Here is a 26,232-nt window from a genome sequence, read left to right on the forward strand (position 1 = left end):
CATTGCCACGCCATCGGGGGCGGATCCCCGTCAGTCCTGCGGATCACCCAGCCGCAGCGCCAGCCCCGGCTGGGCGACGATCAGTTCTTGCGCCACGGCCTCGACGGGGCGGCGGCCGTTCATCGCGCGGCGCTGCAGAAGGCGGTGGGCCTCGGCCATCTCGATGCCGTCGCGGTGGCACAGGATCAGCTTGGCCACCTGCATCACGCTCAGGCCCAGGGATTGTGCCTCGGCCTCGGCGATGCGGCGGGCATCGGCCTGGCGGCGGCGCCAGGCTTCGCGGCTGATCATCAGGTTTGTCAGCAGCCCGAAGGGCTTGATCGGCCGCTCGATCACCGCCGAAGCCCCCAGTTCCAGCACCAGCTGCAACGTCGAGGGATCCTCGTAGCCGGTCAGTGCGATGGTGGGCGGGCTGCGCTCGGTCAGGTTCTGGATCAGGCGGCGGACCTCTTCGCGGGCATCGGCCTCGACGGTGACGATGGCCACGTCGGTGTCCTCGGGCAGGCGGGCGGGGATCGGCCATTCCAGCCGTGGCAGGCAGCCGATCCGAATGAGGTGCGTCACCAGCCCCTCGGCTTCGTCGCCGGGGGGCAGCAGGACCAGCACGCGGGTCCCCTTCAGTTCGCTGATACGGGGTTTGCGGCGCGCGCTAGACATCTTCGGTCGGGCGTTCCTCGATGCAGTGGTCGACCATGTAGGGTTCGGGGCGCACGCTTTGGGCGGCGCTTTCCAGCACCCGGAAGCGCCCCCCGGCATCGGCCTGCGCCACCCGCGGCCAGAGGTGGGTGTGATGCGTCGAACGGTCCAGCCGCACCGGGCCTTCGGGTGCCTCATGGGTCACGTCCCAAAGCGCCTCGCGCACCCGTTCCAGCGCCAGCGTGCCGCAACGCCGTGCGGCGGCGGCAAACAGGTGGACCTGGAAATAGGCGGCCTCGGCCCCCGAGGTGACGGCCATCGCATCGCCGAACCGGCCCTGCATCCCGGCCACGAAGGCGCGGCTGGCGGGCGTGTCGAGGGTCTGGAAATAGGGGGCGGCGGCAATCGCGCCCTCGGCCAGGTCCGAGCCCATCCGCGCCAGATCGGATTCGTTGGTCGCCAGGCTGGCAATCGGCACCCCGCGCGCCCGCAAGGTGGTGCCCGCAAAGGCCCGGTGCAGCCGGATCGTGTCGCTGCCCACCACGGTCGAATAGACGAAATCAGGCTGGGCGGCCTCTAGCCGGGCCATCACCGCCGAAAGCGCCTCGGGCGGGGCACCGATGGGCAGGTAGTCTTCACCCAGGATCTCTCCGTCGGCCTGTTCGAAGAGGTCGCGCATGATGCGGTTCGATTCATGGGCAAAGATGTAGTTGTTGCCGATGAAATAGCCCCGCCGGCCATGGTGGCGCAGCAGGTGGCGCGCCAGCGGCAGGCAGTTCTGGTTCGGCGCCGCGCCGGTGTAGATGCAATGCGTCGAGAACTCGAAGCCTTCATAGAGGGTCGGGTAGAACAGCAGCGCCTGACGCCCCTCGATCATCGGCAACACCGCCTTGCGGGAATTCGACATATGGGTGCCGAACAGGGTGCGCACGCCGAACTGGTCGCACAGCGCCTCGGCCGCGCGCAGGTAATCCGCGGGGCGCGGCCCCACCGGCACCCGGTAGGGCACCAGCGGAATGCCGTTGATGCCGCCCGCGGCATTGACCTCTTCGATGGCCAGTTCGGTCGCGGCGGCCTGGGTGGCCTCGACCGCAGCGGTGGGGCTCATCTCCGAGAACAGCAGCCCCACGGGCAGGCCGTCCCGCGTGCAGGTCAGCGGGTGCATCACAGGGTCTTCCAGTCATGGGCGGCCTCGAAGGCTGCCGCGGCACGGTACAGCATCCCCTCGGCAAAGTCCCGCCCGATCAGCATCATGCCGACGGGCAGCCCGTTGACCCGCGCGCAAGGCAGGCTGATCGCGGGCAGGCCGGTGGCGTTGAAGGGGGCGGTATTGGCGTTCATTTCCAGCGCCCGGCCCACGAAGGTCGCCGGATCGCAATCGGGATCGGGCAGCTTTGGCGCCTGCAGCGGCACGGTGGGCATCAGCAGCAGGTCGTGATCGGCCAGCACGGTTTCATAGGCCCGCTTGAGCTGGCGCACCAGGTTCTGCGCCTTGGCATAATAGGCGCCGTGGTGGCGGGTGCCGAAGACATGCGCCGCCAGCAGCACCGATTTCAGATCATCGGGGAACAGCGCCGCATTGGCCCGCCAGTCGCGCTGCGCCCGCATCAGCGAGCCAAGGTAAAGCCCCTTCCAGTTCGAGCCATAGTTCAGCCCCTCCATCTGGTGCACCGTGCCCTCGACCGCGATGGGGGTCCAGATCGCGTGCCCCTTGCGGTGCATCGGCAGCGTGACCTGCGCCACCTCTGCCCCCAGATCGGCATAGCGGGCGGCGGCGGCGCGGACGGCATCGTCGACGCAGGGTTCGGAATTCGGCCAGCCGAAGCCCTCGGGGATGACGGCGATGCGCAGACCCTTGCAGCCCCGATCCAGATCCGAGGTATAGTCGCGGGCCTCGGGCAGGTTCATCTGGCGCGGGTCCAGACCGTCGGGGCCGGCGATGGCCTGCAGCACGCGGGCATTGGTGGCCACGCTGCCCGCCATGACGCCGGGATGGTCCAGCGTCATCTCGACCGGCATCAGGCCGGTATAGGGCACCAGCCCGTGGGTGGGTTTCATGCCGACAAAGCCCGCATAGGCCGCGGGAATGCGCACCGATCCGCCCTGATCGGTGCCGATCGCCGCATCGACCAGCCCCGCCGCCACCAGCGCCGAGCACCCCGAAGACGACCCCCCGGCCGAGCGCGCCGGATCATGCGGGTTCGGCACCGGACCAAGCGCGCTGGTGTGGCTGCTGCCCGAGACGCAGAAATATTCGCATTGCGCCTTGCCCTCGATCACCGCGCCGGCGTCCAGCATCCGGGTGACCAGGGTGGCGTCGATCTCGGGGGTGTAGCCGCGCAGGGTGTCGGCGCCGTTCATCATCGGCACGCCCGCCAGACAAATGTTGTCCTTGAGCGCCACCCGCAGCCCCTTCAGCGGGCCTTCGGGCGCGCCCTCGACACGGGTGCGGATGTACCAGGCGTTGAAGGGGTTGTCCTCGGGGGCGGGACGCTGGCCGGGGGTGCGCGGATAGCGAACGGGCGGCAGATCCTCGGTCAGGGTGTCGACGATGCGGTAATCCTCGGCCACGCCCTCCAGCAGGTCGCGGAAGGCCGCGATGGCGGGGGCGTCCAGACCCAGGTCATAGTGAAGGCTGGCAGCGGCGACATCTGCCGTGCCGGGTTTGCGGATGGTCATGGATTACCCTTCGATCCCAATGAAAGTCCTGGCGCCCTCGGTCGAACCGGGCGCCTTCGGGTCCAGCGTGCGCACGACGCTGCCCTTGTCGATGGCCAGCACCCGGTCGCAGATCTGCCACAGGAAGGCGATGTCCTGCTCGACCAGGATGATCGACAGGCCGCGGGTGCGCCGCAGCTCCAGCAACACGTCGATGATCTCGTCGCAGATCGAGGGCTGGATGCCCTCGGTCGGCTCGTCCAGCAGGATCAGGTCGGGGCGCCCGCAGAGGCAACGTGCCAGCGCCAGCAGCTGCTGTTCGCCGCCCGACAGCATCCCCGCCTGACGCTCCAGCAGCCGTTCAAGCCGCGGGAAGAGGCGCAAAACGGCGGCCATTTCCGCCCCCGCCCCGGAGAAATCCTTGACGCAGCCCATACGCAGGTTGTCCTGCACGCTGAGGTTTCGGAACAGCTGCTTGCCCTGCGGCACATAGCCGATGCCAGCGCGGGCGCGGGCGCGGGTGGCGGCCCGGGTCAGGTCCTGGCCGGATTTGCGGATCTGGCCGGACCAGGCGGGCAGTTCACCCATGATGGCGCGCAGCAGAGTGGTCTTGCCCATGCCGTTGCGGCCCAGCACGCCCACGCAGTCCCCCTGCCCGACGCTCAGGCCCAGATCGCGCAGCACTGGCACCCGGCCATAGCCGGAATTGAGGGCGGTGATCTCAAGCATCGGCGGTCTCCTTGCGGCCCAGATAGGCTTCGCGCACCCGCGGATCGCGGGCGACGTCCTCAAAGCGGCCCTCGGCGATGACGGCCCCCTGTTCGAAGACGGTGACGCGCTCGCCGATCAGGCGGATGAAATCCATGTCGTGCTCGACCACGATCACGGCGCTGTGGCGGGTGATGTCGCGGATGATGGCGACGGTCTTCAGGCTTTCGGCATGGGTCATGCCGGCGGCGGGTTCATCGAGCAGCGCCACCGCCGGACGGGCAGCCAGGATCTGGCCCAGCTCGACCCACTGGCGCTGGCCATGGGCCAGCTCGGCGCAGGGGCGGTCCCGCAGATCGGCCAGACCGATGTCGGCCAGGACCTCCTCCAGCCGGGTCTGGGCCTCGGGGCGGGGCAGGCGGCGGGGCAGCGCCAGTTCCAGGTTCTCGGCCACGCTCATGCCGTCGAACAGGCTGGGAACCTGGGTCTTGATGCCGATGCCCAGCCGGGAAATCTGGTAGGGCAGCAGCCCGGCCAGAGACTGCCGGCGGAAGGTGACGGTGCCGCGGGTGGGCTTGTACTGGCCGCTCAGGAGCCGGAAGAAGGTGGTCTTGCCGGCCCCGTTCGGCCCGATCAGGCAGCGCAGTTCGCCCGCGCGCAAGGCAAAGTCCACTGACTTGACCGCATGGACGCCGCCAAAGCTGATGCCCAGCCCCTCGGCCTTTAGGATGATGTCGGAGGTCATGCGCGGGTCTCCTTTGTGGCAGCAACGGGGCGGCGCGGGATCACCCGGCGGATCAGCCCGGCCAAAAGCGGCGCCAGGCCCGCGGGCACCACCAGCACGAAGAAGGTCAGCACCACGCCCAGCACCAGATTGACCTGGATGGCCTGCTGGGCGCCCAGACGGGTCGTTGCCCATTGCAGCGCGATGCAGCCCAGGATCGGCCCGACCAGCGTGCCGCGGCCGCCGACGATGACCCAGATGATGATCTGCGCCGATTGCACCAGGGCAAAGATCGTCGGGCTGACGAAGGCGCCCCAGTTGACGAACATGCAGCCCGCAAGGCCCGCGATGGCGCCGCCGGTGGCAAAGGTCAGCAGCTTTGACAGCGCCACGTTGTAGCCCAGCAGTTCCGCCCGGTGCTCGTTCTCGCGGATGGCGATGACGACCTTGCCGGGGCGGGTGCGCAGGAACAGCGCGATGCCCGCAAGGCACACGACCAGCAGCACCAGCGACAGCCGGAAGATGTCGGCCGGATCCAGCGGCGTGCCGCCCGGGCCCGCCAGCGTCGGGATCGCGGTGATGCCGTTGAAGCCCCCCAGCTGCGCCGCGCCGATATGGTACTGCGGCCCCGAGGTCGAGTTCACCAGGTTCATCAGGATCAGCGACACCGCCAGCGTGATGACGCCCACGTAGATGTCGCTGATCCGGCCGTAGAACATGAAATAGCCCAGCACCGCCGCGAACAGCGCCGGCACCGCGACCGAGATCGCCACCGCCGCCAGCCCCGGCCCAAGGTTGATCGCCGCCACCGCATAGGCATAGGCGCCCAGCCCGAAGAAGCTGGCCTGGCCCAGGCACATGATGCCGCCCTTGCCCCAGATGAACGCGAGGCTGAGCGCCAGGGTGGCCATGACGACATAGATCGTCAGCTCGTAGATGGTATAAAGTTCGATCACCTGCGGCAGCCAGAGGCCCGCCGCAAGGATCACCGCAAGGCCCGTGGCCTGCAGGGAACGGGTCATCAGATGGACCTCCGGAAGAAGCGCCCGGTGATGCCCTGGGGCAGGATGCGGATCAGGATCACCGCCGCGACCAGCAGCATGACCTCTCCGATCACCGGGGTGTAGAGGAAGGTGAAGGCCTGCCCGACGGTGCCGAACAGCAGCGAGGCCGACAGGTTGCCCGCGATCACCGCGCCACCGCCGCAGATGACGGTGATGAAGGCCTTGGCGATATAGGTGGCCCCGATCGTCGGGATCACGCCGGTGATGGGCGCCAGCGCCGCCCCGCCAAGTCCGCCAAGCGCCGCGCCAAGCGCGAAGGTCAGCGCATAGATCCGGCGCGGATTGCCGCCAAGCGCCTCGACCATGGCGGGGTTCTGGGTGGTGGCACGGGCCTGCAGGCCAAAGGGCGTGAATTTGAAAAGCGCGTAAAGCCCCGCAAAGACCGCCACCGCCAGCCCGATCAGATAGATGCCATAGCCGCTGACCGAATAGGCGCCGATGGTGACGCTGGGCAGCGGCGTCGAGATCCCGGTGGTCGTGTTGCCCACCAGCATCGTCATCCCCCCGATCAGCGCCAGGCTGATGCCCCAGGTCGCCAGCATCGTGTCCAGCATCCGGCCGTAAAGGTGCCGCACCACCAGCCATTCCAGCGCCAGCCCCAGCAGGCCCACGCCCAGCGGCGCCACCACCAGCGAGGCCAGCCAGAAGCTGAGGCCAAGGTGGTTCGTCGCATAGATGGCGATGTAGCCCCCGATCATCAGGAACTCTCCATGCGCCATGTTGATGACCTTCATCATCCCGAAGACCACGGCCAGCCCGATGCTGATCAGCACCAGGACGGCCGCAGATCCCAGGATCTCGATCGTCAGAAGAGAAGCAAAATCCATGCCCGGTCTCAGAAGCTGATGACGTATTGCTTGGTGTCGTCGGGATGCGCCTGCAGATCGCAGGACATCGCGGTATCGGCGGGGGGCTGCTGGGGGAAGGTCTGCACCAGCTCAAGGCCGCGGTTCTCGACCCGGGCGATGTGCACATCCATGATCGTGTGGTGGGTCTTGGGGTCGATCTGCACGTGACCGCTGGGCCCCTCAAGGCCGATGCCGGTTTCCAGCGCCTCGGTCACGGCCATGCGCTCGGGGGTGCCGGCCTTCTCGACGCCCGCGGCCCACAGCTGGAAGCCCTGATAGGCGCCCGCCGCCAGTTCGGTGATATAGGGATAATCGGCGCCGTACATCTTGTGGATGCCCGCGACGAAGGCCTTGTTCACCGGATTGTCCAGCTCTTGCAGGTAGTTCTGGCAGACCATGAAGCCGTTGCATTCCTCGGGCGTGAGGATCACATGCTCGTTCCCGCCGGCGAAGGTGGTCGAGGACAGCGGGATCTGCCCGTGCATCCCCGCCGCCTGCCACTGCCGGTAGAACGAGATATGCGCGCCCCCCACCAGCGCCGACCAGACGTAATCGGGCTTCGCCGCCTGGATCTTGGAAATCGAGGTCTTGAAGTCGGTCACGTCGAGGGGGAAGAATTCGACATCCAGCACCTCGCCGCCATTGTCGGCGGTGAACTTCTTCACCCAGTCGGCGGTGATCTGGCCATAGTTGTAGTCGGCCGCCACGATATAGACCTTCTTGCCGAAGGTGTCGCAGGAATATTTCACCAGCTTTTCAACGGTCTGGCCCGGGGTCACGCCGGTTGCGAACATGTTGCGGTCGCAGACGCCGCCCTCGTACTGGTTGGCGTAGAAATAGAGCGTCTTGAACTGGCGCATGATCGGCCGCAGCACCTCGCGCGAGGAAGAGGTGATGCCGCCGAAGACCACGGCGGGCTTGTCGGCCAGCACGGTCTGGCGACCGAACTGGGCGTAAAGCTGCATGTTGGACTGCGGGTCGAACAGCTTCAGCTGGACCTCGCGGCCCAGCAGGCCGCCCTTGGCATTCTGCTCGGCCACCGCGTATTTCAGCGCGTCGACAATCGGCTTGCCATAGACGTCGAGGCCCCCCGACAGGTCGTAAAGGCCCGAAACGATGATCGGAGCCTCCTTGGCGCGAAGGATGCCGGGGCAGGACAGGGCGGCGGCCGAGCCGAGCAGGCCCAGCGTCTGGCGACGGGTGATGTTCATTGCGTACCTCACTGATGGGATGATTTGGCGCAACTTTCCCATCGCCCGGACCGCCGGGGACGTACCCGGAACGGCAGCGGACGGCATCAGGCCCCGGCACAGCGGGCCGGCAGCGGAATGGCACTATGGGAAAGGGGCCGGGACATGGCCCGGGCGCTTTGCGGCCTGGCTCTTTTGGCAGGCCGATGCCTCTGGCGCGGCCAGAAGCCCCTTACCGGTAGCAGCCGGAAAACCACCTGTAAAGAAAAACCGCAGCCCCCCTGTGCTGCCGTTACGGCGCACCGGGGCGGAAGACGGTGCCGTGCCCGGGCAACGGGCGCCCGGGCGCAAAGGCGGGGCTTTGCCGCCCGGCGACCCTTGCACATCGCCGGGGATCTGGGTCAGGCTCGGCCGGACCGGCGCTGCCTTACCGGCCCCGGGAAACGATCAAGGAAAGACCATGCCGCATCCCGCCCCCCTGCCCTTCGACTGCGAGAAACAGCCCGCCTCGGGCGCCGGTGGCGTCGTGGTGACGAACCATCCGCTGGGCTCGGCCGCGGGTCAGCAGGTGCTGGCCGAGGGCGGCAATGCCGTAGATGCCGCCGTCGCCTCGCTGCTGGCGCTGACTGTGGTCGAGCCGATGATGGTTGGCATTGCCGGCGGGGGCGTGTCGCATATCCGCCTGCCCGACGGGCGCCATGTGGTGGTCGATGCCCTGGCCACTGCCGCCGCCGGGATGCACGACCAGATCTACGAACCCGACGAGGTGCCAGATGCCACCTTCCTGGTCGCCAAGGACCGGCGCAACCTGATCGGCGCCTCGGCCGTGGCGGTGCCCGGCAACCTGGCGGGCTGGTGCCAGATGCAGGCGCGCTACGGCCGCCTGCCCTTTGCCGATGTGATCGCCCCTGCGATCGCCCTGGCGCGACGCGGCTTTGCGGTGACGCATTACCTGCAGGGCGCCATCCAGACCCATGCCGCCGACCTGGCCGCCGATCCCGCCATCGCCGCCGTCATGCTGCCCGGCGGCTGTGCGCCCAAGGTGGGCGAGCGGCTGACCATGCCCGACTATGCCACCAGCCTGGAGCTGATCCAGCGCGACGGCGCCGCGGCCCTTTACGGCGGAGAGCTGGGCCGCGCCCTGGTCGCGCGGATGCAGACCGGCGGCCCCGATGCGGGCTATCTGACGCTTGATGACCTGACCGGCTACAGGGCCATCGAACGCGAGGCGATCTTTTCGGATTACCGGGGGTTCCGGATTGCCGGGCCGCCGCCTCCGGCCTCATCCGGGGTGCATGTGGCACAGATGCTGAACATGCTGGAAAACTTTGACATCAAGGGCATGGGCTTTGGCGCGCCCGAGGGGCTGCACCTGATCGCCGAGGTCCTGCGCGTGGCCTTCGAGGACCGCCGGGCGGCTTCGGGGGATCCGGCCTTCGTCGATGTGCCGGTGGATCTTTATACCTCCAAGGCCTATGCGCGCGATTGCCTGGCGCGGCTGCGCGACACCGGCGGTGCGGCGCCTCTGGGCCCCGAGGGCCGCGAAAGCCACGACACCACCCATGTCACCGTCGCCGACCGTGACGGCATGATCGTCAGCGCCACCCATACGATCAACGGGCTGTTCGGGGCGAATTTCATGGTGCCCGGCACCGGCATCATTCCCAACAACTACATGTGCAACTTTGATCCGACGCCCGGCCGGGCGCTGTCGATCGCGCCGGGCAAGCGCGTGCCCACCAGCATGGCGCCGATGATCGTGCTGAAGGACGACCGCCCCGCCTTCGCCCTGGGCCTGCCCGGCGCGGTGCGCATCTTCCCCTCGGCGATGCAGGCGATCCTCAACCTGATCGACCACGGCATGAGCCCCCAAGAGGCCGTCGAGGCCCCCCGCATCTGGACCCAAGGCGGCCCGGTCGAGATCGAGCCCGCCTTCGCCCCCCTGCTGCCTGCCCTGCAGGCCATGGGCCACGAGGTCCGGGTGGTCCCCCATATCGGCGGCGGCATGAATGCCATCGCCTTCGGCCCCGACGGCATGATGACCGGTGCCGCCTGCTGGCGCGCCGACGGCACGGTGGCGGCCCTGGGCGGCGGCCTGGCGCGGCCCGGCGTGCGCTTTGCGCTCTAGGGGGCCGCGATGATCCGCCTGGTGATGCTGGACCCCGCCCGCCCCGAACGGCTGGAGCAGATCCGCGCCTTCCTGCCCCACGGCTGGCAGGTCGCGACCGCCGCCTCGCGCGCGCCCGAGGATCAGCGCGCCGCACTGCAGGGTGCCGATTTCGCCATCACCGGAGACGTCCCCGTCGATGCCGCGATGATGGCCACGCCCGGCCTGCGGGCGGTGCACAAATGGGGCGTGGGCTATGACAACATTGATTGCGACGCCGCGCGCGCCCATGGCGTGCGGGTGCTGCGCACGACGGGCTCGAACGCGGTGGCGGTGGCCGAGACGACGCTGGGCATGATGCTGGCACTGCAGCGCAACATCGTGCGCGGCCATGTCGGGCTGCAGGCCGGACACTGGCGCAAGGCGGAACTGGCGCCGGGATCCTACCGGCTGTCGGGCAAGACGGTAGGCATCGTGGGGCTGGGCCATATCGGCAAGGCGCTGGCGCGTCTGCTGGCGGGCTTTGGCTGCGAGGTCCTCTATACCAAGCGCAGCCCCCTGACCGCCCCCGAGGAACACGCGCTTGGCGTGCGCTTCGCCCCGCTGGATGACCTGCTGGCCAGGTCCGACGTGGTGTCGCTGCATTGCGCGCTGAACGAGGGGACCCGCGGCCTGATCGACGCCCGGCGGCTGGCGCAGATGAAGCCCGGCGCGCTGCTGGTGAACCTGGCGCGCGGCGGCGTGGTGGTCGAGGCCGACCTGGCGCAGGCGGTCCTGTCGGGCCATCTGCGCGGCGCCGCCGTCGATGTCTTTGCCGAAGAGCCGGTGCCCCCGGACAACCCCCTTCTGGGGCTCGACCGGGTGATCGTGACGCCGCATGTGGGGGCGGTCTCGGCCGACAGCCTTGCCGATACGCTGCGGCGGATGATCGCCAACCTCTCGGCCGTGGCAGCCGGGGCCCCGCCCCCGGAGATCGACGTGGTGGTCTAGGCCGTGTCTGCGGCACATTTGGGTCATCAGCCAGTTCAGATGGCCGTGTGCGGCTGACGGTGGCATCCGGAGAAGACCCATCGCCGGATCGGCGGCGTGATCGTGGCCGTATCCCGCCAGCTTGCCCTGGTCAGGCACCGCATGCCGGGGGATGACGCAAAGCTTTGCCATGGTCATCAGGTCCCCCATGATCTGAAGCCTGCCGAAACCACGACGGGCCCGTAGGGGATGGCGTGGATGCCTTGTGCGGCTGGAACAGTCCGCGACAGTTGGCAGGGCGCCCGGCCGCTGGTCCGGCACCGGCATGCAGGGGCCGGCGCCATGGCAGGCCAGATGAGACGGCGCATGGAAACGTGACCCCGATGAGAGGCACCGCCCCAGGTCCGAAGCGAAATCGAGCGGGGCGCGACTGCCCGATGACAGACGCGCACAGGCAGCTGCATGGCCCGTCGGGCGGCAAGCCAGCCGCTGCACCCCGCCAGATGCGGGGGCCTCTCACGGCTGCGGCTCGGCTCCCTCCCAGGCCCGCTGCAACAGGGCCCGCAGCGGTGCCGCCTCTATGGAACGCGGGTTCCAATAGGGGTTTGCAAGGGCGATTTCGCAAGCTCGATCCAGGTCTGCCTCCGCAACGCCCAGATCGCGCAGCGCCGTCGGAACACCCAGTTGCCGGGCCAGCGCGTGCAGCCCCGCCGGACCATCGTCCGCCCCGATGGCGCGGGCGATGCGGGACATGGCGTCAGGGGCGGCGGGACTGTTGTAGGCCAGCGCGTGGGGCAGGACGATGGTATGTGTCTCGGCATGCGGCAGGTTGAAGCTGCCGCCCAGCGTGTGACAAAGCTTGTGGTGCAAGGCCATGCCGACATGGCCAAGAACCGTGCCGCACAGCCACGCGCCATAAAGGCATTGCGACCGCGCCCCGACATCATCCGGGCGGCTCTGCAGCACCGGCATCCCTGCGGCCAGCGCGCTGATGCCTTCTTCGGCTATCAGCGACATCACCGGGTTTCCGTCCCTGGCATAAAGCCCTTCGGCGGCATGGGCGATGGCGTTCATGCCACTGACCAAAGACATGCCCACCGGCAGGGAATAGGTCAGTTCCGGGTCATAGATGACCGATTTCGGCACGACACGCGCGTCCTTGCCCGTCGTCTTGATACCGTTTTCGGTGATGCCATAGACGGGCGTCATCTCGGATCCGGCATAGGTCGTCGGGATGGCGATGATCGGCAGCGCCGAGTCCAGCGCGATGGCCTTGCCCAGGCCGATGGTCGAACCGCCGCCCACCGCCACGGCGCAATCCGCATCCAGGTCCCGCGCAAGCCTGCGGGCCATGCGGGCGCTTTCGATGGGAACGTGCATTTCCGCCCCGTCGTGGATGCCCGCCAGCCGGTCGCCCAGAAGGGCCGCCACCTGTTCGGCCTGCGCCCGCTGCGGTGGCGTGCACAGGACCAGCGCGCGGCTGGCGCCGATGGCTGCAACCTCGTCGGCGACGGAGGCCAGCTTGCCGGGGCCAAAGACCACCCTGGACGGCAGGGCGGTATAGGTGAAATCCTTCATGGACATGTCCTTTGATGATGCGTGTCTGGCCCGGGCATCTCAGACGCGGTAATCGACCTGATGCCGGGCGATGCGGGATGCGCCAAGCGCGTCCTTGACCCGCAGATGCGCCGGATGGGTGGCATAGGCGTCCAGCGCCTCCTGGCTGTCGAATTCCGTGTAGAGGACGACATCGCAGGCATATGCCACGCGGCTGTGGTCAAACCCGACTTCCAGGTGCAGCAACCCCGGAATTTCGCCCCGGATTTCCTCGAACCGGGCGCGCAGATGCTCGGCGGCACGGGTGCGTTCCTCGGCGGTGGCGCCGGCCATGTTCCACATGACGATATGCTTGATCATGATGTCCTCCCGGATGTGGTGACCGCCTGCCCGAAACGCGGGCGGGCGATGGTCTGCCCGATATTGACCCGGGTCAGAGCGTGACTTCGGCCCCGCCCTGCTGGGACGAGGCAAACAGCGCCTCGAGGATCAGGTTGATGTTATGCGCCTGGCTGGCGGGCACATTGGACGGCGCCCCGCTGCGCAACGCGTGTTCAAAGGCCGCCGCCTCGCGGTCGAAGTAGACCGGGTTGCCGATCTCGGCGATCTCGGGGGAATAAACGGTCTTGCGCACGGCCCAGATCTCGGGGAAGGAATTTTCGTTGTATTCGGTCCAGCCCATCGGCAGGCCGTGCTTGCCGGTGCTGTAGATCCTGTAGGTTGCGGGCATCGGGCGGGATGACATGACACCATCGGTGCCATAGGCGGTGATGTCCCAGCTTTCGGTCCAGGGCATCGGATCCCAGGACATGAAATCGACGGTGATCATCTTGTCGTCATAGGTCAGGATCGCCCCGGCGACATCTTCGCGGGCGGCGTCGGGCATGAGCCCCGGAAATTTCGTGATCCGTGCGTTGACCGATTTCGGCATCCCGAAGTGCAGAAGCAGCCGGTCGATGGTGTGGCAGCCGATCACATAGAAGGCCCCGCCGATGTCGCCGGGCTGGCGCATGTGATCGGTGTCGGCCTCGCCGTGGGAACAGCCGGCATGGGCGCGCACCTGCACGATCTTGCCCAGCTGGCCCTTTTGCAGAACCTCCTGCATCTTGTCGACCGAGGGCGCATAGCGCCAGCAATAGCCGACCTGGAACAGCTGGCCGGTGCGTTCGGCGGTCTCTACCAGCCGTTCGGTGTCCGCAGATCCGCGTCCGGCGGGTTTCTCGCACAGCACCGCCTTGCCCGCCTCCATCGCCTCGATGGCCCAGTCGGCCATGCGGTAGCTTTTGGGGTGGATCATCACGGCATGGACCGCGGGGTCCGCCAGGATGTCTTCCTTGCTGCGCGCCTCGATTTGCATTGCGTCGACGAAAGGCGCCAGAAGCGGGCTGTCGTCATAGGCGCCCAGAACGCGGGCGTTGGGCATGCGCTGGAACGCCTTCACCCGGCCCGAGGTGTGCGGATGGGTGATCCCGAGGCAGGCAATCCCCAGCGGGGTATCGGCGCCGATGGCATAGGTCATGGGGTTTTCTCCTTGGGATTACAGGGAAACGGTCTGGCCGGTGCGCACGGATTGCAGCGCGGCCTCGGCCAGGCGCAGCGCCTGCACGCCATCGGCGGCGGTGGTCGGCAGGGCCGTGCCGTCGGCCAGCGCCGTGACAAAGGCATCCATCTCGGCCCGGTAGGCGGCGGTGTAGCGTTCGAGGAAGAAGTTCAGCAGCGGTTGCTGTGCGTCCGTCATGTCGGCCGTGGTCAGGCGCATGGTGGTCGGGCGCAGGTTGTCATGGGTCAGCATGCCGGTTTCGCCCAGCACCTCGATCCGCTGGTCATAGCCATAGACCGCCTCGCGGCAGTTGTTGATATGCGCCTGCTTGCCGCTGGCGGTCTGCAGGATCACCATGGCGGTGTCATAGTCGTCGTATTTCCCGACCATTTCCGCATCGACGATGCGCGATGCCATCGCCGTGACGCTGACGGGCTCTTCGCCCAGCAGCCAGCGCGCCATGTCCAGATCGTGGATCGTCATGTCGCGGAACAGCCCGCCCGACGATTTCACATAGCCTTCGGGCGGCATGCCCGGGTCGCGGCTGGAGATCACCACCTGGCGCACCGCGCCGATCTGGCCTGCGTCGATGGCGCGGCGCACCTCGGCAAAGGTCGGATCGAAGCGGCGGTTGAAGGCCAGCATGACCCGGCCCTTCAGCGCCTCGATCCGGGCTGCGGCCTCGGTGCTTTTGCCCAGGTCGAGGTCGATGGGTTTTTCACACAGCACCGCCTTGCCCAGTTCGACCGCGCGGGTCAGCAGGCCGATGTGGGTGTCCGTGGGCGTGCCGATCACCACCGCGTCCACGTCATCGCGGGCGATGGCGGCCATCGGGTCGGTCATGGCCTCGGCGCCGTACTTGGCGGCCAGCGGCGCGCATGCTTCGGCAAAGGGGTCGGCCACGGCGATCAGCCGGGCGCGGGGGTTGGCGGCGACGTTGCCGGCATGGATCTTGCCAATCCGGCCTGCGCCAAGAACTGCTATTCCGATCATCTGTCTTGTCCTTGGATATGCGTGTCAGTCGGCCGGAAAGGTCACGGCGGCGAACTGTTGCAGGGTGGTGTCGAAGGCGCGCTGCGCGGCCATCTCCAGCGGCAGGTGGCGGTGGTAGGCCGAGATCAGCTCTACCCCCCAATAGCCGCGATAGCCCTGGTCGAGCATCGCCTGGATCTGGCCCGCGATGTCGATGGAGCCTTCACCGCAAAGCCTGCGGTAATGGGTGGAATCGTTGAACAGATCGCCGATCACCTCGGGGCCCGCGTCGTCCAGTTCGGCGGCGCGCAGGAATTCGGCCGGGATCTTGCGGATGTCATCCGCCGTCATGCCACCGCGTTCGACATGCCAGGTGTCGACCAGCAGCCCCCCGTTGGTCACGCCCAGATCGCGGAACAGCTCCAGCCCCCGGTCGATGGTGTTGATGCTGGCAAACGGCAGGAATTCGATCGCGATGTCGATGCCCAGCGGCTTCGCCTTTTCGCAGATGTCGAACAGCGCCGCGCGCATGGCGCCGGTGTCGGGCGCCCCGGTTTCAAAGACGCCGCCGCCCAGCTTGATCTTGACCACACCCAGGGCATCGCTGATCTCCAGCATCCGGGCATACATCCGGTCCGACAGCGCCCGGCGGTCGCCGGTCAGGTGCCAGTCGACCAGGAATTCCAGTTCGACATTGCGGATGTTGTTGTCGGCAAGGATGCCGCGCACCCCGGCCATGCCGTAGCGGGCGATCGACGCCTCGATGTCATCCATGACAAAGCCCATGCCCTGCCAGCCGGTGCGCCCGCAGACCTCGGCCCGTTCGGCCAGGGACAAGGGGCTGATCTCGGACGGGGCGCCGGGATAGGTGTTGCCCGCAACCGTCCAGTAGGATGCGCAGAGGCTGATATCCTTGATGTTCATGACTGTTGTCCGTTTGCCTTGGCCTTGGCCGCCAGCACGAAATCCCAATCCACCATCAGGAAGGGGTTCGCCATTCCGTATGCGGCGGCCATTTCGGGGTCGTCGATGGTGCGGAATTCGGCCACCAGGTCCTTCTTCACGCCGAACACCGTGTCTTCCTTCAGGTAGGGGCAGTCGGGTGTGAAGATGTGGGTGATGATCTCGTCATAGCCGTCGGCGGTGACGATGAAATGCATGTGGGCGGCGCGGTTCGGGTGGCGGTGCAGGTCGCCCAGCATCCTGCCCACCGGGCCGTCATCGGGGATCGGGTAGAAGCGCGGCTTGACCGTCTGGAACCAGTAGCGCCCGTCGGATTGCGACGCAAAGACGCCGCGCAGGTTGTATTCCGGCTGTTCGCCCTGCTGTTGCACGTCGTAGAACCCGTCGTCATTGGTCTGCCAGACGTCGATCCGCGCGCCTGCGACCGGGTTGCCGTCGACGTCCAGGATACGCCCGCGCACCAGCGTCGGCGTGCCCTTGTGGTCAAGGCAGATATTGGCCCCGTTCGGGTAATGCGGTGCGCCCTCGATGTAGAACGGCCCCAGGATCGTGTTCGGCGTAGCACCGGAGGGGCGGCGGTGGTTGATCGCATCGACCAGCATGGTCACCCCCAGAACGTCCGAGAGCAGAATGAATTCCTGCCGCCAGTCGTTGCACATGTGCCCGGTCTCGGTCAGGAAGCGGATCGCGGCGAACCATTCCTCGTGGGTCGGTTCGATTTCCTTGACCGCGTTATGCAGATGTCTGGTCAGGATGCTGACGACCTGCTTCAGGCGGGGGTCGGCACCGTCACCGATGCGGGAATTGACCACATCCGCCGATCTTTCCTCTTCGAAATAGCCGCCGTCGAACGGCGCGTCTGATGTCTGCAACATGGCGTCTGTCCTTTGCGCAGGGTGGCGCCCAGCCACCCGTGAAACTGTCGGACCCGCGCCGGGAGGGAGCATTGGCGCGGGCCCGGATGGGTCAGAAGCTTTGCTGACCCGTGGCCTTCTCGATCAGCTTGTCGATGGAGACAGCCAGGACGAGCAGAAGGCCGGTGACGATGAGGCGGATTTCGTTTTCGACACCCATGAGGTTCAGACCGTTGCTGACGGTGCCGATGACCAGCGCCCCCAGAAGCGCCGCATGGATCGAGCCGCGTCCGCCGAACAGGCTGACCCCGCCGATGACCGCCGCCGCGATGGATTCCAGCAGCAGCGTGCCCCCGCCGACACCGCCGCCGGAAAAGACGCCAACCCCCAGGGTCCGCGAGGCGGCGATCACGCCGGCCAGCGCCGCGACACCGCCCGCGATGGCAAAGGCCACCATCTTGATCCGGTGAACCTTGATCCCCGACCGGCGCGCTGCTTCTTCATTGTTGCCGACCGCGTACAGGTACAGGCCGAATTGCGTCTGTTTCAGGACATAGCCGCCGAGGCCCAGCAGGATGCCGAAGATCAGCACCACCAGCGGGATGCCCTTGTGGGCCGACAGGATCGCCACGACAAGGCCGCCAAACAGCGCGGCGGCTGCGATGGGCAGGACAACGGCGCGCATCACCGGCGTTTCCAGCCCGGCCCTGGTGCGGCTGGCTGCTTCGGAAAACACCAGCCCGGCAAAGCTGAGGATGCCGATGGCCAGCACGACCCAGGCCCAGATGCCGTCGATGTTGATCAATGCGATCTTTTCCAGCCCGGTGCCGTTCAGGCTGTAGCGCGCCGTTGCGGGCAGCAGGATCAGTTGCAGACCGTTCAGCGCCAGTCCAAGGCCCAGCGTGACCACGAAGGATGGCACGCCGACAAAGGTGACCCAGCGGGCCGAGAGGCTGCCGATGACGGCGCCCAGCCCGATGGCGACGGGCACCGCAACCCAGGGGGGCACGCCCGCCTCGACAATCAGTTTCGCCATGAAGACGGATGTCACACCGTTGATTGCGGCGACCGACAGGTCGATTTCCTTGACCAGCAGCACGAACATGATGCCCAGGGCCATGATGCCGACCACGGTGCTTTGCACCAGAAGGTTGGACAGGTTGCGCGCCGTCAGGAACACGTCGCTTTGCACCGCGAAAAAGATCCACAGCGCGATCAGGCCGATGACGATGGGCAGCGCGCGCAGGTCACGGGCCAGAAGGTCGCCGATGCTGCGGCGGCGCACCAGCGGCGGCGCGGATGTGATGGCTTCAGCCATGGGGAATTCCTCCGATTTCTGCTGCGGTCACCCCGCGAGATTGACGCCTTCATTGCCGCCGACCATGGCGTTGACGACCTGTTCGCCGGTCACATCGCCGGTGCGGAAACTGGCCGCGTTTGCGCCCAGGCGCATGACCTCGATCCGGTCGGTGGCGTTGACGACGAAATTGTGGATGTCATGGCTGACCACGACGATGCCCAGGCCCTGATCGGCCAGTGTGCGGATCAGCTCGGCCACCTGTTCGGCGGCGGAATGGCTGAGTGCTGCGGTCGGCTCGTCCAGGATCACCACCTTGGGCGTCCACAGGATCGACCGGGCGATGGCGATATTCTGGCGCTGACCATCCGACATGGCACCGACGGGGCGCGTCAGGGACAGGTTGCCAAGGCGCATCCGCTTCAGCACGTCGCGCGCCCTGACCTCGCATTCGGCGCGCTGGATGCGGCGTCCGAAAAGACCCGATCCGGTCAGTTCGCGGCCCAGGAACAGGTTCTGCACCGCATCGAGGTTCGAACAAAGCGCAAGATCCTGATAGACGGTCTGGATGCCCAGGGCATTGGCATCTGTCGGCGACGTGATCCTGACCGGCTTGCCTTCGAATTCGTAGTCGCCCGAGGTCGCCATGTGGACACCCGCCATGACCTTGACCATCGTGGACTTGCCCGCGCCATTGTCGCCCACCAGCGCCACGACCTCGCCGGCGTGAACATCGATCGACGCCCCCCTGAGCGCATGCAGCGAGCCGAATTTCTTGTGGATGTTGCGCATCGAGATCAGCGGCACCGCGCCCGATGTCTGGGCATGCCTTTCCCGACCGGCACTCATGTCCGTCATGGTGGTTCCTCCCCTGTGTATGGATGGTGCAGGCGACGGGGTGCGCCGCCTGCGGTTTGGCTTAGTGGTTCTGTTTGCAGACCTCGGTGTCTTCGATGCCCTGGCAGATCTCGGCCCAGGTCCAGACACCGGCGGACACGACATCGCCAAGGCTGTCGCGCGTGATGTTGCTGACCGGCAGCAAGACCGCCGGCACATCCATGTAGTCGTTGTTGACCGTGCCGTTCACCAGCTTGGCCGGCACACCATGGCCCGCCAGGATCGACGCTGCGACATCGGCGGCGGCGTCGGCTTCCTTGCGCAGGTCCTTCAGCACCGAATTGTCCTGCCAGCCCTGCGCGATATAGCGCAGCGCCTCGACCGTTGCGTCCTGACCACCGGTGACGATCTTGTCGCCCGGCGCATAGCCCTGGCTGATCAGCGCAGCCACTGCGCCGCCGGTGGTGCCGTCGTTCATGCCCAGGAACAGGTCCACATCACCGCCATTGCGGGTCAGGCAGTCCTCGGCAAAGGCCTGTGCCAGCGTCGGATCCCAGTTCTGGATGTACTGGTCGCAGACGATTTTGACCTTGCCTGCCTTGACCAGCGGCATCAGGAATTCGTCCTGGCCCTTTTCATACTGGCTGGTGCCGTATTCGCCCTGGTTGCCTTTGATCCGCGCCACCTTGACCGGGCTTTTGTCCATCGCCTCGATCAGCGCGGCGGCGCGACGGCCCTGCGCCTGGCCGACCGAGAGGGAATCGAACACCACATGCGCATCGGCCTTGCCGCCGATCGCGTCGTGATCGTAAAGGATGACCGGAATATTGTCCGCCTCGGCGGCGGCCAGGCCACCGGCGACAAGGTTGGCATCGGCCGAGGTCAGCACGATCAGATCGGCGCCCTGGGCGATGGCATCCTCGATCTGGCGCTGTTGCTGCTGGGGATCCCCTTGAGCGTTCTGCACGGTCACGGTTGCGCCCGGCACACGGTCCTTCATGGCCTCGACAAAGAACGGCGCATCGCGGCTTTCGAACCGGATGGTGGTCGTGTTCGGCAGCAGGAAGAACACCTTGCTGGTATCGGCAGCAAGCGATGCGCTGGCAAGGACGGTCGACGACAGGATGGCCAGGGCCAGTGTTTTCCTCATATCCATTCTCCTCCCAGAGAGTTTTCGGCGGCTGATCCATGTGGCGCGGCCCCCTCCAAGGTACCGCGCCGTCCGCCTGTGCAAGGGTCTAACAATTTCCCGAAGCGGGATTAACGGCCCGGTCCGGGAAACATTCTTGCGGGATTTGCAAAAAGCGGGCGTCATGCCGTCCACCGTTCCTCGAACCCGTTGCGGCGGAAGTCCTCGACCAGGAAGTCGATGAACAGGCGCGTGCGCAGCGGGACGAAGTACTTGCTGGGATAGGCGATGTTCATTGTCAGGCGCGGCAGATCCCAGTCATCCAGCACCCGCACCAGCCGCCCGGCGTCCAGATCGGCCTGCAGGATATAGGTGGGCTGGGCAAGAATGCCGAGCCCCGCCCGCGCGGCGGCGCAGATCAGCTGGCCGTCGTTCATGATCAGCGCACCATCGACGGCGACCTTCACGCGGTCTGCGCCCCTGGTGAACAACAGGTCGTTCCAGTTGTCCGCCAGCGAATAGAGGATCAGGTCATGGGACAGCAGATCCTCTGGATGTTGCGGCACACCGTGCCGCTGCAGATAGTCGGGCGATGCGGCCAGCAGGCGGCGCGTCTCTGCAATGCGGCGGATGGTGATAGAGCTGTCGGCCTCGACCCGGCGCAGGCGGATCGCCAGATCCAGCCCGTTTTCGATGATGTCGTAGTAGCGGTTCGAGGACACGATCTCGACTGCCATCTGCGGATAGCGCGCGCGGAAATGCGCAACCGCCGGGATCAGGTGCAACAGCGAGAACGACAGCGAAGCGCCCACCCGCAGCCGCCCTGTCGGCAGATGCGACCCGAGGCGGACATTGGCCTCGGCCTCTTCCCAGGTGGACAGCAGATCGCGGGCCTGACCATACAGGCGTTCACCCTCGTCGGTCAGGCTAAGTTGCCGGGTCGAGCGCTGGATCAGCCGCACACCCAGCCGGGTTTCAAGATTGGTCAGCTGGCGGCTGACACCCGAGGTCGAGCTGTTCAGCACCTCGGCCGCGCGGGTCATGCTGCGCGCCTCGGCGATCTTGACGAAGACCTGAAACTCGGCCCAGCGATCCACCCCCTGCCCCCCTCCTGGCGGGGCCCGCCGGCGACGGGCCCCCTGTGTTGCATCACGAGGGCCTCTTAGATCAACGCAATTTCACACGGCCAAGAAAAGGCCGAAGAACGCTTTCGGAAAGCGTCAAAATGAAAGACACTGAGGGGGCCCGGCCGGATGGAGCGCCCCGGGCCGGGCCGAGGCGCCAATGCGCAGGCTTGCAAGGACGCGGGGACCGAATTGCAGCGCATCACGCACAAGGGACTGGCAAAGGCCGCAGGTGTCAGCGTGTCGACCGTCGATCGCATCATGACCGGACGCCTGCCGGTCAAGCGGGCAACGATTGAACATGTCCTGGAAATCGCGGCCGAGGTGAATTTTCACGGCACTGGCGTGATCCGCAGCCGCTTGCGAACAGGGGCCCCCCATTGCCGCATCGGCCTGTTGCTGAACGCCAGCACCCGGCGCACCTTTCTGGACATGGCGCGGCGTGCGTCAGCCACGGCGGAAGGACGCCACGACATCCAGGCGCGGATCATCACCCGGCACCTGTCCCGGCCCGAACCCGAGGCCACGGTTGCCGCCCTGTCGGACCTGGCGCTGCGTTGCGACGTCATCGCCTGCCACTGCATCGACCACCCGACGGTTCATGCGGCTGTCCAGGATCTTGACCGCCGGGGCATCCCCGTCCTGCCGGTGATATCGGGGCTTGGCTGTGCGGCGACGCCGGGCGTGGTGGGAAGCAACGAAAGCGACCTTGGGCGTACGGCGGCCTGGTTCATGTCCAGGTTGGCAGGCCCGGAGGGCTGTATCGGTCTGGTGAACGGTGGCGCCTTCTTTCGCAATCAGTGGGTCGAGGAAGAAGGCTTCCGGGCGTTCCTGAGGGAAAGGGACAGCCGCCTGAGCGTCCTGCCCGCCCTCTCCAGCGGCGAATGCGACATGGGTGCGGCGCGGGCGGTGACCACGCTTCTGGGCAAGGCCGGCAGCCGCTTGCGCGGGATCTTCGTTGTCGGTGGCGGGTTGGAAGGCGCCGTCAATGCGTTGCGCGACGCGCGCAGGCCGGACATCCTTGTCGTCGGCAACGAACTTACGGCCGCGACCCGGGCGATGCTGAAGGCGGGACGGGTCCATGTGATCCTCGAACATCCCGGCCTCGAGATCATGGACGGCGCAATCGCCGCGATCGCGGAATGGGCCACAGGCGCCGAAGATGCATTGATCAAAAAGCAGGAGTTTCCCTTCAGGATCCTGCTGTCGGAAAATTGCTGATCACACGGCCCGGAAGGGATGCGCAGCACCAGAAGGCCGCCCCTGTTCGGGCATGGCGGGGCCTTCTTGGGCGCCATATGCCCGTGCTGCGGCCCGGCGCGTTTTCCAAGGTTGACTGTCTTGATGGGCCAAGGGGCGGATCTGCCTCGACCGGACAGACCCCGCGTTTTCCGTTGTAACGGTCTTGTCTCGGCCTCAGGTCCAGGTGGCTGCGGGCGGCATGTCCGGCCCCCGGGCGGCCCTGTTGCGGGAACGGTTTCGCGCGCTTGCGAAGATTTCGCTTCGGAGGGCTGCTGGCGGGCGCGGCCCATGCAACCGGCCCGTGTCGTGACGCGGGGCATTGTCCCTGATCGGGCCGATGTGTGCCTGGCGCAGGGTTCGCCAGAATGTCTTCGTCGTCATCCTGCCCGGACAGGTGCAGGCCCCGGCCTGGAGAGTAAGGCTGCAGGCCCTCGCCGGAATGGCCGTGGCACCCCTTCGGACTTGCCGGACACCGGGATATGGGGCCCGATCCGCCCCGCCCTTCGACCCGCCAGCCGGGCATATCCGCAGCTTTGGCCCGTATCGGCCGCCAGGTGCTGGCGGGACAGAGGCAAGTGATCCGTCGGACGATCAGGCCCCTGTCGCAGGGGCCCAACTGCGGCACGGCGGATTGGAAAGGTGGTCTTGGCCGCGACGATGACCGCGTGAGACGGATCGGTCATATCGTTGGGGGGCCGGCGAAGAAGGGCCTGTGCCGCTTTGGCGGGGGCAGGATTGCTGTCGGCATTGCCGTTTGGCACGCGAGGCCCGCCTGCCAGAACAGCCCATCCCTTGACATCGCCCCGGGTGCAGCGGCTGTCCTCGCGCCCCAGCCACCCGCGCCAGCATGTCCTTGAACGGGGGCCGATACAGACCCCTGTCTCAGCGCCATCGCTGGCGGGCCCGTGAAAAGCTGGAACGATCCGGTCCCCGATCTGTCTAGACGAGGCGGCAGAACCACCGGCGGGCCGGGGTGAGGGGATCCTCCTCACATGGGGTAATCGCGGGCGCGAGTCGCCCGCAGCCATAGTGCCTTGCGGATTTTGGGCCGGTGGTTGTTCCCCGATAGGATGCGGATACGGGCTCACGATGGACACCGGGCCCAGACATCGAATGGAGAACAACCATGCGTGACGATATCGGCTTGGACGTATCCCTGAAAGAGACGGCAATCTCCGTTCGCCGGGGCGGCCAACGGGTCTGGCGCGGCAAATGCACCTCGGATCCACGTGCAATTGCGGCGGTTCTTCGGTGGCGCGCCCCGGATGCAAAGCGGGTTGTATTTGAGACCGGTCCGCTGTCGGTCTGGTTCTTTCACGCCCTGAGCGCCGAAGGCATTCCTGCGATCTGCATCGACGCAAGACATGCAAAGGCCGCGCTCGACATGGCTCCGAACAAAACCGACGCCAATGATGCCGACGGCCTGGCCCATTCGGCCGAGATCGGTTTCTACCGCGAGGTCCGCGTGAAGAGTTACGACAGTATGCTGGCGCGCAGGCTGGTCGCGGCACGCCGGCGCCTGGTTCGGGTCTCGACCGAGCTTTCCAATCAGATCCGCGGATTGATGAAGACCTTCGGCCTGATCGTGCCCGCCTCAAAGGGAGGCCATTTCGAGGTGGAAGTCCGGCGACGCCTTGCAGGTTATGGCAACCTCGAACATGTCCTTCTGCCGTTGCTGGAAGCCTGGATCAATGTCCGCAGTCGCGCCGCTGAACTGGGGCGCCAGCTGCTGCGCCGCGCCCGGCGTAACGGGGCCTGCCGGCGGCTGATGTCCATCCCCGGCATCGGAGCGATCACCGCGATGTCCTTCACCACGGCCATCGAAGATCCCGCGAACTTCAGAAATTCCCGATCGGTCGCTGCCTGGATAGGGCTGACCATGCGTCGCTATCAGTCCGGCAAGGTCGACGACGACGGCCATGTCTCCCGACGCGGGGACGCCCATCTGGGGGCTTGCTCTACGAGGCGGCCACCGTGGTGCTGACCAGAACCACGGTCGACAGCGCGCTGAGATCCTGGGGCCTGAAGCCAAGGGAGCGGATCGGCTGCAAGCGCGCCGTCGTCGCAGTGGCGCGCAAGCTGGCGGTTCTCATGCACACGATGCTGAAATCCGGTCAGACTTTCCAACGACAAGCCGACCCCGTGGTCTGAACCGCAACCAATTCCGCGTCGACTTTCGACGCGACCCGGACGTCCCTGCCGGGACGTGGCCAGAACCATTCCGCCGAGGCTGTTGCACCAGCCGATCCGTCCAAGCCGATACATGCGCGCCACACATTGGAAGGTTCTCCGCGAAGTCCCACCATCCGGCTGCATATGCCGACCGCAAAGATGACACTGCTCCCCGCACAGGATGTCTCCCAAACAGCGGAAAGGTACTGCAGTATGACATGCGATTAGATGACAGCCTCGGCCCAAAGGCCGGGGCTGCGATGACGATCACCGCAGGCGGCGGCGCTCTCGGGCCTTTTCCCGGCCCGCCGGCCCCTTTGCAGCATCCGGTACATGCGTTCAGGGTCGACCGATGGCCGGCCGCCCGAACCGCACAACGCGGCACGGTGCCCGCGCATGCTTTTGCTGTCCGCCTGCAGCACGGCGGCTGTGTGCCCTGGTGAACGTCCGCGTGGCGGCCCCGGGGCCCGATCCATGGCACGCGCTCGAAGCGCTCTGGTCCGAAGACGTTCAGGAGGCGATGCGCCATATGTGCCAGCATGCCACCGAACGGGCGCTTGTCCGTCAGATAGCGGTTTTGACCGCCTGCCCCTGACGCGCTCGTCAGCGGCCGATTGGTCCCAGAAGTCTCGGGCTGCGCACGCCGCGCCGTAGCTGTTCCGGTTCCTCAGCAGACGCGCGCGGTGTCACCCGGGACAGACCGGTGGCAAGGCGCGTTGAGGCGCACCGCAGCCGGTGCAGGTGTCACATCGCGCGGCCATGCGGTCAGACGGGCTGCATGACCATGCCCAAGCCCGTCCGTCATCGCAGGATGCGCAGATCCAGCGGCAACGATATGCGCGGGAGGTACGGTGCATGCCGATCCGGCCGGGGAAGGACAGGGCCCGGCATTGCCGCCTGCGGGACCTGGGCCGCCCCCTTGGAAGGCCAGGGTCGGGTTCCGCCGGTTCGCCTCCCGACAGGACATTGCACGGCGATGTCCGAAGGGAGGGGCAGGGTCCGTCCAAATGGCCGCTCGGGCAGGCACCTGCATGGCCCTGTACTGCCTCGTGGCATGGCTGACGATGTGCCATCCGCCGCGATCCGAGCTGATCGCGACCGGTGGCAAGATCCTGATGGTCAGCTTGAACTCGGCCTTCGGCCCCAGCCCCTCCATCCTTCCCCGACAGAGGTGTCCGGTTCGCAGAACCGCCCCACATCCTGGCCTTTCCCGGCTGTGGCGCTTCGCCTGATCCATGACGCAAACGGGATGGGGCAGCGAATGACACAGCCCTTGTCGGCGCGGCGGCGGGCCCCCGCCGGGGACGCGACAGATCCGAAAGACCGGTGCAATCGCCACGGCGGCGCGGATCTGGCGGATGTCGCTGGGGGTCTGCCATCTGCCCGGCCGGGTCAGGACGCCCGGCGGGATTTCGCCTTGGGACGGCATCCGCTGGACCCGGGCGCCAGCAGATCCATCATCGATCCGACCCGCCGGATGTCGCTACGGCAGGCCCGGGGCAGGAGCGTTCGGGCCACACGGGACAGGCCCGGCCACGGCAGCCGGTTTCCCGGGCGGCACCCCCCTTCCCTTCTTTCATTTTGAGAGGTTCTGGCGACGCCCGGCCGCATTCCGGCGGGCGGCCGATTGTCACGGCCGGA

General features: G+C 66.9%; 21 protein-coding genes and 1 pseudogene. 4 read left to right on the forward strand and 18 right to left on the reverse strand.

Annotated elements, in window-relative coordinates; translation table 11 throughout:
- Window positions 1–30: 30 nt before the first annotated feature.
- Genes AC2ITM_RS18155 through AC2ITM_RS18190 form a run of 8 tightly spaced genes read right to left on the reverse strand, consistent with a single transcriptional unit; the run spans window position 31 to window position 7,849 of the window.
- The gene (locus tag AC2ITM_RS18155) at window positions 31–657 is read right to left on the reverse strand and encodes an ANTAR domain-containing response regulator (RefSeq protein ID WP_486469542.1); all 627 of its coding nucleotides are present in this window, start codon (window positions 655–657) and stop codon (window positions 31–33) included.
- Window positions 650–1,801 carry a transporter substrate-binding domain-containing protein gene (locus AC2ITM_RS18160; RefSeq protein WP_486469543.1) on the reverse strand — a complete coding sequence of 384 codons (1,152 nt, stop codon included), beginning with the start codon at window positions 1,799–1,801 and terminating at the stop codon, window positions 650–652. Before AC2ITM_RS18160 ends, AC2ITM_RS18155 begins: the two co-directional genes overlap by 8 nt.
- Window positions 1,801–3,315, reverse strand: a complete 1,515-nt coding sequence (locus AC2ITM_RS18165) for an amidase (RefSeq protein WP_486469544.1) — start codon at window positions 3,313–3,315, stop codon at window positions 1,801–1,803. The genes AC2ITM_RS18160 and AC2ITM_RS18165 overlap by 1 nt, the downstream gene beginning before the upstream one ends.
- 3 nt (window positions 3,316–3,318) lie before the next feature.
- Window positions 3,319–4,023 carry an ABC transporter ATP-binding protein gene (locus tag AC2ITM_RS18170; RefSeq protein ID WP_486469545.1) on the reverse strand — a complete coding sequence of 235 codons (705 nt, stop codon included), beginning with the start codon at window positions 4,021–4,023 and terminating at the stop codon, window positions 3,319–3,321.
- Window positions 4,016–4,747 (reverse strand): ATP-binding cassette domain-containing protein, encoded by a 732-nt coding sequence (locus AC2ITM_RS18175; protein WP_486469546.1) that lies wholly within the window; start codon window positions 4,745–4,747, stop codon window positions 4,016–4,018. The genes AC2ITM_RS18170 and AC2ITM_RS18175 overlap by 8 nt, the downstream gene beginning before the upstream one ends.
- Window positions 4,744–5,748, reverse strand: coding sequence for an ABC transporter permease subunit (locus AC2ITM_RS18180; protein ID WP_486469547.1), 1,005 nt, complete (start codon window positions 5,746–5,748; stop codon window positions 4,744–4,746). The genes AC2ITM_RS18175 and AC2ITM_RS18180 overlap by 4 nt, the downstream gene beginning before the upstream one ends.
- Window positions 5,748–6,617, reverse strand: coding sequence for an ABC transporter permease subunit (locus tag AC2ITM_RS18185; protein WP_486469548.1), 870 nt, complete (start codon window positions 6,615–6,617; stop codon window positions 5,748–5,750). The genes AC2ITM_RS18180 and AC2ITM_RS18185 overlap by 1 nt, the downstream gene beginning before the upstream one ends.
- An 8-nt stretch (window positions 6,618–6,625) precedes the next feature.
- Complete coding sequence (locus AC2ITM_RS18190) at window positions 6,626–7,849, reverse strand: urea ABC transporter substrate-binding protein (protein ID WP_486469549.1); 1,224 nt, start codon at window positions 7,847–7,849, stop codon at window positions 6,626–6,628.
- Between the two features lie 439 nt (window positions 7,850–8,288).
- On the opposite strand from AC2ITM_RS18190, the gene ggt reads away from it, so the two are divergent.
- Both ggt and AC2ITM_RS18200 read left to right on the forward strand, forming a co-directional pair.
- Window positions 8,289–9,956 carry a gamma-glutamyltransferase gene (ggt, locus tag AC2ITM_RS18195; RefSeq protein WP_486469550.1) on the forward strand — a complete coding sequence of 556 codons (1,668 nt, stop codon included), beginning with the start codon at window positions 8,289–8,291 and terminating at the stop codon, window positions 9,954–9,956.
- Window positions 9,957–9,965: 9 nt separating this feature from the next.
- Window positions 9,966–10,925: a 2-hydroxyacid dehydrogenase gene (locus AC2ITM_RS18200; protein WP_486469551.1), complete on the forward strand. Its 960-nt coding sequence runs from the start codon at window positions 9,966–9,968 to the stop codon at window positions 10,923–10,925.
- Between the two features lie 495 nt (window positions 10,926–11,420).
- On the opposite strand, the gene AC2ITM_RS18205 is transcribed toward AC2ITM_RS18200, so the two are convergent.
- The 10 genes from AC2ITM_RS18205 to AC2ITM_RS18250 form a co-directional block, all read right to left on the reverse strand.
- Window positions 11,421–12,488: a maleylacetate reductase gene (locus AC2ITM_RS18205; protein WP_486469552.1), complete on the reverse strand. Its 1,068-nt coding sequence runs from the start codon at window positions 12,486–12,488 to the stop codon at window positions 11,421–11,423.
- A 33-nt stretch (window positions 12,489–12,521) separates the two neighbouring features.
- Window positions 12,522–12,821: a Dabb family protein gene (locus tag AC2ITM_RS18210; protein ID WP_486469553.1), complete on the reverse strand. Its 300-nt coding sequence runs from the start codon at window positions 12,819–12,821 to the stop codon at window positions 12,522–12,524.
- 73 nt (window positions 12,822–12,894) lie between these two features.
- Window positions 12,895–13,980: a Gfo/Idh/MocA family protein gene (locus AC2ITM_RS18215; protein ID WP_486469554.1), complete on the reverse strand. Its 1,086-nt coding sequence runs from the start codon at window positions 13,978–13,980 to the stop codon at window positions 12,895–12,897.
- 18 nt (window positions 13,981–13,998) lie between these two features.
- Window positions 13,999–14,994 carry an inositol 2-dehydrogenase gene (gene iolG, locus AC2ITM_RS18220; protein ID WP_486469555.1) on the reverse strand — a complete coding sequence of 332 codons (996 nt, stop codon included), beginning with the start codon at window positions 14,992–14,994 and terminating at the stop codon, window positions 13,999–14,001.
- A 24-nt stretch (window positions 14,995–15,018) separates the two neighbouring features.
- Window positions 15,019–15,897, reverse strand: a complete 879-nt coding sequence (locus AC2ITM_RS18225; RefSeq protein ID WP_486469556.1) for a sugar phosphate isomerase/epimerase family protein — start codon at window positions 15,895–15,897, stop codon at window positions 15,019–15,021.
- Window positions 15,894–16,811, reverse strand: coding sequence for an intradiol ring-cleavage dioxygenase (locus AC2ITM_RS18230; protein WP_486469557.1), 918 nt, complete (start codon window positions 16,809–16,811; stop codon window positions 15,894–15,896). Before AC2ITM_RS18230 ends, AC2ITM_RS18225 begins: the two co-directional genes overlap by 4 nt.
- Before the next feature lie 91 nt (window positions 16,812–16,902).
- The gene (locus AC2ITM_RS18235; protein ID WP_486469558.1) at window positions 16,903–18,108 is read right to left on the reverse strand and encodes a sugar ABC transporter permease; all 1,206 of its coding nucleotides are present in this window, start codon (window positions 18,106–18,108) and stop codon (window positions 16,903–16,905) included.
- A gap of 27 nt (window positions 18,109–18,135) precedes the next feature.
- Window positions 18,136–18,945, reverse strand: coding sequence for an ATP-binding cassette domain-containing protein (locus AC2ITM_RS18240; protein ID WP_486469559.1), 810 nt, complete (start codon window positions 18,943–18,945; stop codon window positions 18,136–18,138).
- A gap of 61 nt (window positions 18,946–19,006) precedes the next feature.
- Entirely contained in the window at window positions 19,007–20,074 is a 1,068-nt protein-coding gene (locus tag AC2ITM_RS18245; protein ID WP_486469560.1) for an ABC transporter substrate-binding protein, read from the reverse strand.
- 161 nt (window positions 20,075–20,235) lie between these two features.
- Window positions 20,236–21,150, reverse strand: a complete 915-nt coding sequence (locus tag AC2ITM_RS18250; protein ID WP_486469561.1) for a LysR family transcriptional regulator — start codon at window positions 21,148–21,150, stop codon at window positions 20,236–20,238.
- A gap of 219 nt (window positions 21,151–21,369) precedes the next feature.
- Between AC2ITM_RS18250 and AC2ITM_RS18255 the strand changes: the two genes are divergently transcribed.
- Both AC2ITM_RS18255 and AC2ITM_RS18260 read left to right on the forward strand, forming a co-directional pair.
- Complete coding sequence (locus AC2ITM_RS18255; protein ID WP_486469562.1) at window positions 21,370–22,398, forward strand: LacI family DNA-binding transcriptional regulator; 1,029 nt, start codon at window positions 21,370–21,372, stop codon at window positions 22,396–22,398.
- A gap of 1,147 nt (window positions 22,399–23,545) precedes the next feature.
- A pseudogene (locus tag AC2ITM_RS18260) lies at window positions 23,546–24,570 on the forward strand (IS110 family RNA-guided transposase).
- The last annotated feature ends 1,662 nt before the right edge of the window (window positions 24,571–26,232 follow it).

The organism is Pseudooceanicola sp. NS-SX9 (genome assembly GCF_057380705.1).

Excerpts from the sequence above, each read along its gene's own strand:
- AC2ITM_RS18155 (WP_486469542.1), bottom strand. The coding sequence starts at position 657 with ATGTCTAGCGCGCGCCGCAAACCCCGTATCAGCGAACTGAAGGGGACC.
- AC2ITM_RS18160 (WP_486469543.1), bottom strand. The coding sequence starts at position 1,801 with ATGCACCCGCTGACCTGCACGCGGGACGGCCTGCCCGTGGGGCTGCTG.
- AC2ITM_RS18165 (WP_486469544.1), bottom strand. The coding sequence starts at position 3,315 with ATGACCATCCGCAAACCCGGCACGGCAGATGTCGCCGCTGCCAGCCTT.
- AC2ITM_RS18170 (WP_486469545.1), bottom strand. The coding sequence starts at position 4,023 with ATGCTTGAGATCACCGCCCTCAATTCCGGCTATGGCCGGGTGCCAGTG.
- AC2ITM_RS18175 (WP_486469546.1), bottom strand. The coding sequence starts at position 4,747 with ATGACCTCCGACATCATCCTAAAGGCCGAGGGGCTGGGCATCAGCTTT.
- AC2ITM_RS18180 (WP_486469547.1), bottom strand. The coding sequence starts at position 5,748 with ATGACCCGTTCCCTGCAGGCCACGGGCCTTGCGGTGATCCTTGCGGCG.
- AC2ITM_RS18185 (WP_486469548.1), bottom strand. The coding sequence starts at position 6,617 with ATGGATTTTGCTTCTCTTCTGACGATCGAGATCCTGGGATCTGCGGCC.
- AC2ITM_RS18190 (WP_486469549.1), bottom strand. The coding sequence starts at position 7,849 with ATGAACATCACCCGTCGCCAGACGCTGGGCCTGCTCGGCTCGGCCGCC.
- ggt (WP_486469550.1), top strand. The coding sequence starts at position 8,289 with ATGCCGCATCCCGCCCCCCTGCCCTTCGACTGCGAGAAACAGCCCGCC.
- AC2ITM_RS18200 (WP_486469551.1), top strand. The coding sequence starts at position 9,966 with ATGATCCGCCTGGTGATGCTGGACCCCGCCCGCCCCGAACGGCTGGAG.
- AC2ITM_RS18205 (WP_486469552.1), bottom strand. The coding sequence starts at position 12,488 with ATGTCCATGAAGGATTTCACCTATACCGCCCTGCCGTCCAGGGTGGTC.
- AC2ITM_RS18210 (WP_486469553.1), bottom strand. The coding sequence starts at position 12,821 with ATGATCAAGCATATCGTCATGTGGAACATGGCCGGCGCCACCGCCGAG.
- AC2ITM_RS18215 (WP_486469554.1), bottom strand. The coding sequence starts at position 13,980 with ATGACCTATGCCATCGGCGCCGATACCCCGCTGGGGATTGCCTGCCTC.
- iolG (WP_486469555.1), bottom strand. The coding sequence starts at position 14,994 with ATGATCGGAATAGCAGTTCTTGGCGCAGGCCGGATTGGCAAGATCCAT.
- AC2ITM_RS18225 (WP_486469556.1), bottom strand. The coding sequence starts at position 15,897 with ATGAACATCAAGGATATCAGCCTCTGCGCATCCTACTGGACGGTTGCG.
- AC2ITM_RS18230 (WP_486469557.1), bottom strand. The coding sequence starts at position 16,811 with ATGTTGCAGACATCAGACGCGCCGTTCGACGGCGGCTATTTCGAAGAG.
- AC2ITM_RS18235 (WP_486469558.1), bottom strand. The coding sequence starts at position 18,108 with ATGGCTGAAGCCATCACATCCGCGCCGCCGCTGGTGCGCCGCCGCAGC.
- AC2ITM_RS18240 (WP_486469559.1), bottom strand. The coding sequence starts at position 18,945 with ATGACGGACATGAGTGCCGGTCGGGAAAGGCATGCCCAGACATCGGGC.
- AC2ITM_RS18245 (WP_486469560.1), bottom strand. The coding sequence starts at position 20,074 with ATGAGGAAAACACTGGCCCTGGCCATCCTGTCGTCGACCGTCCTTGCC.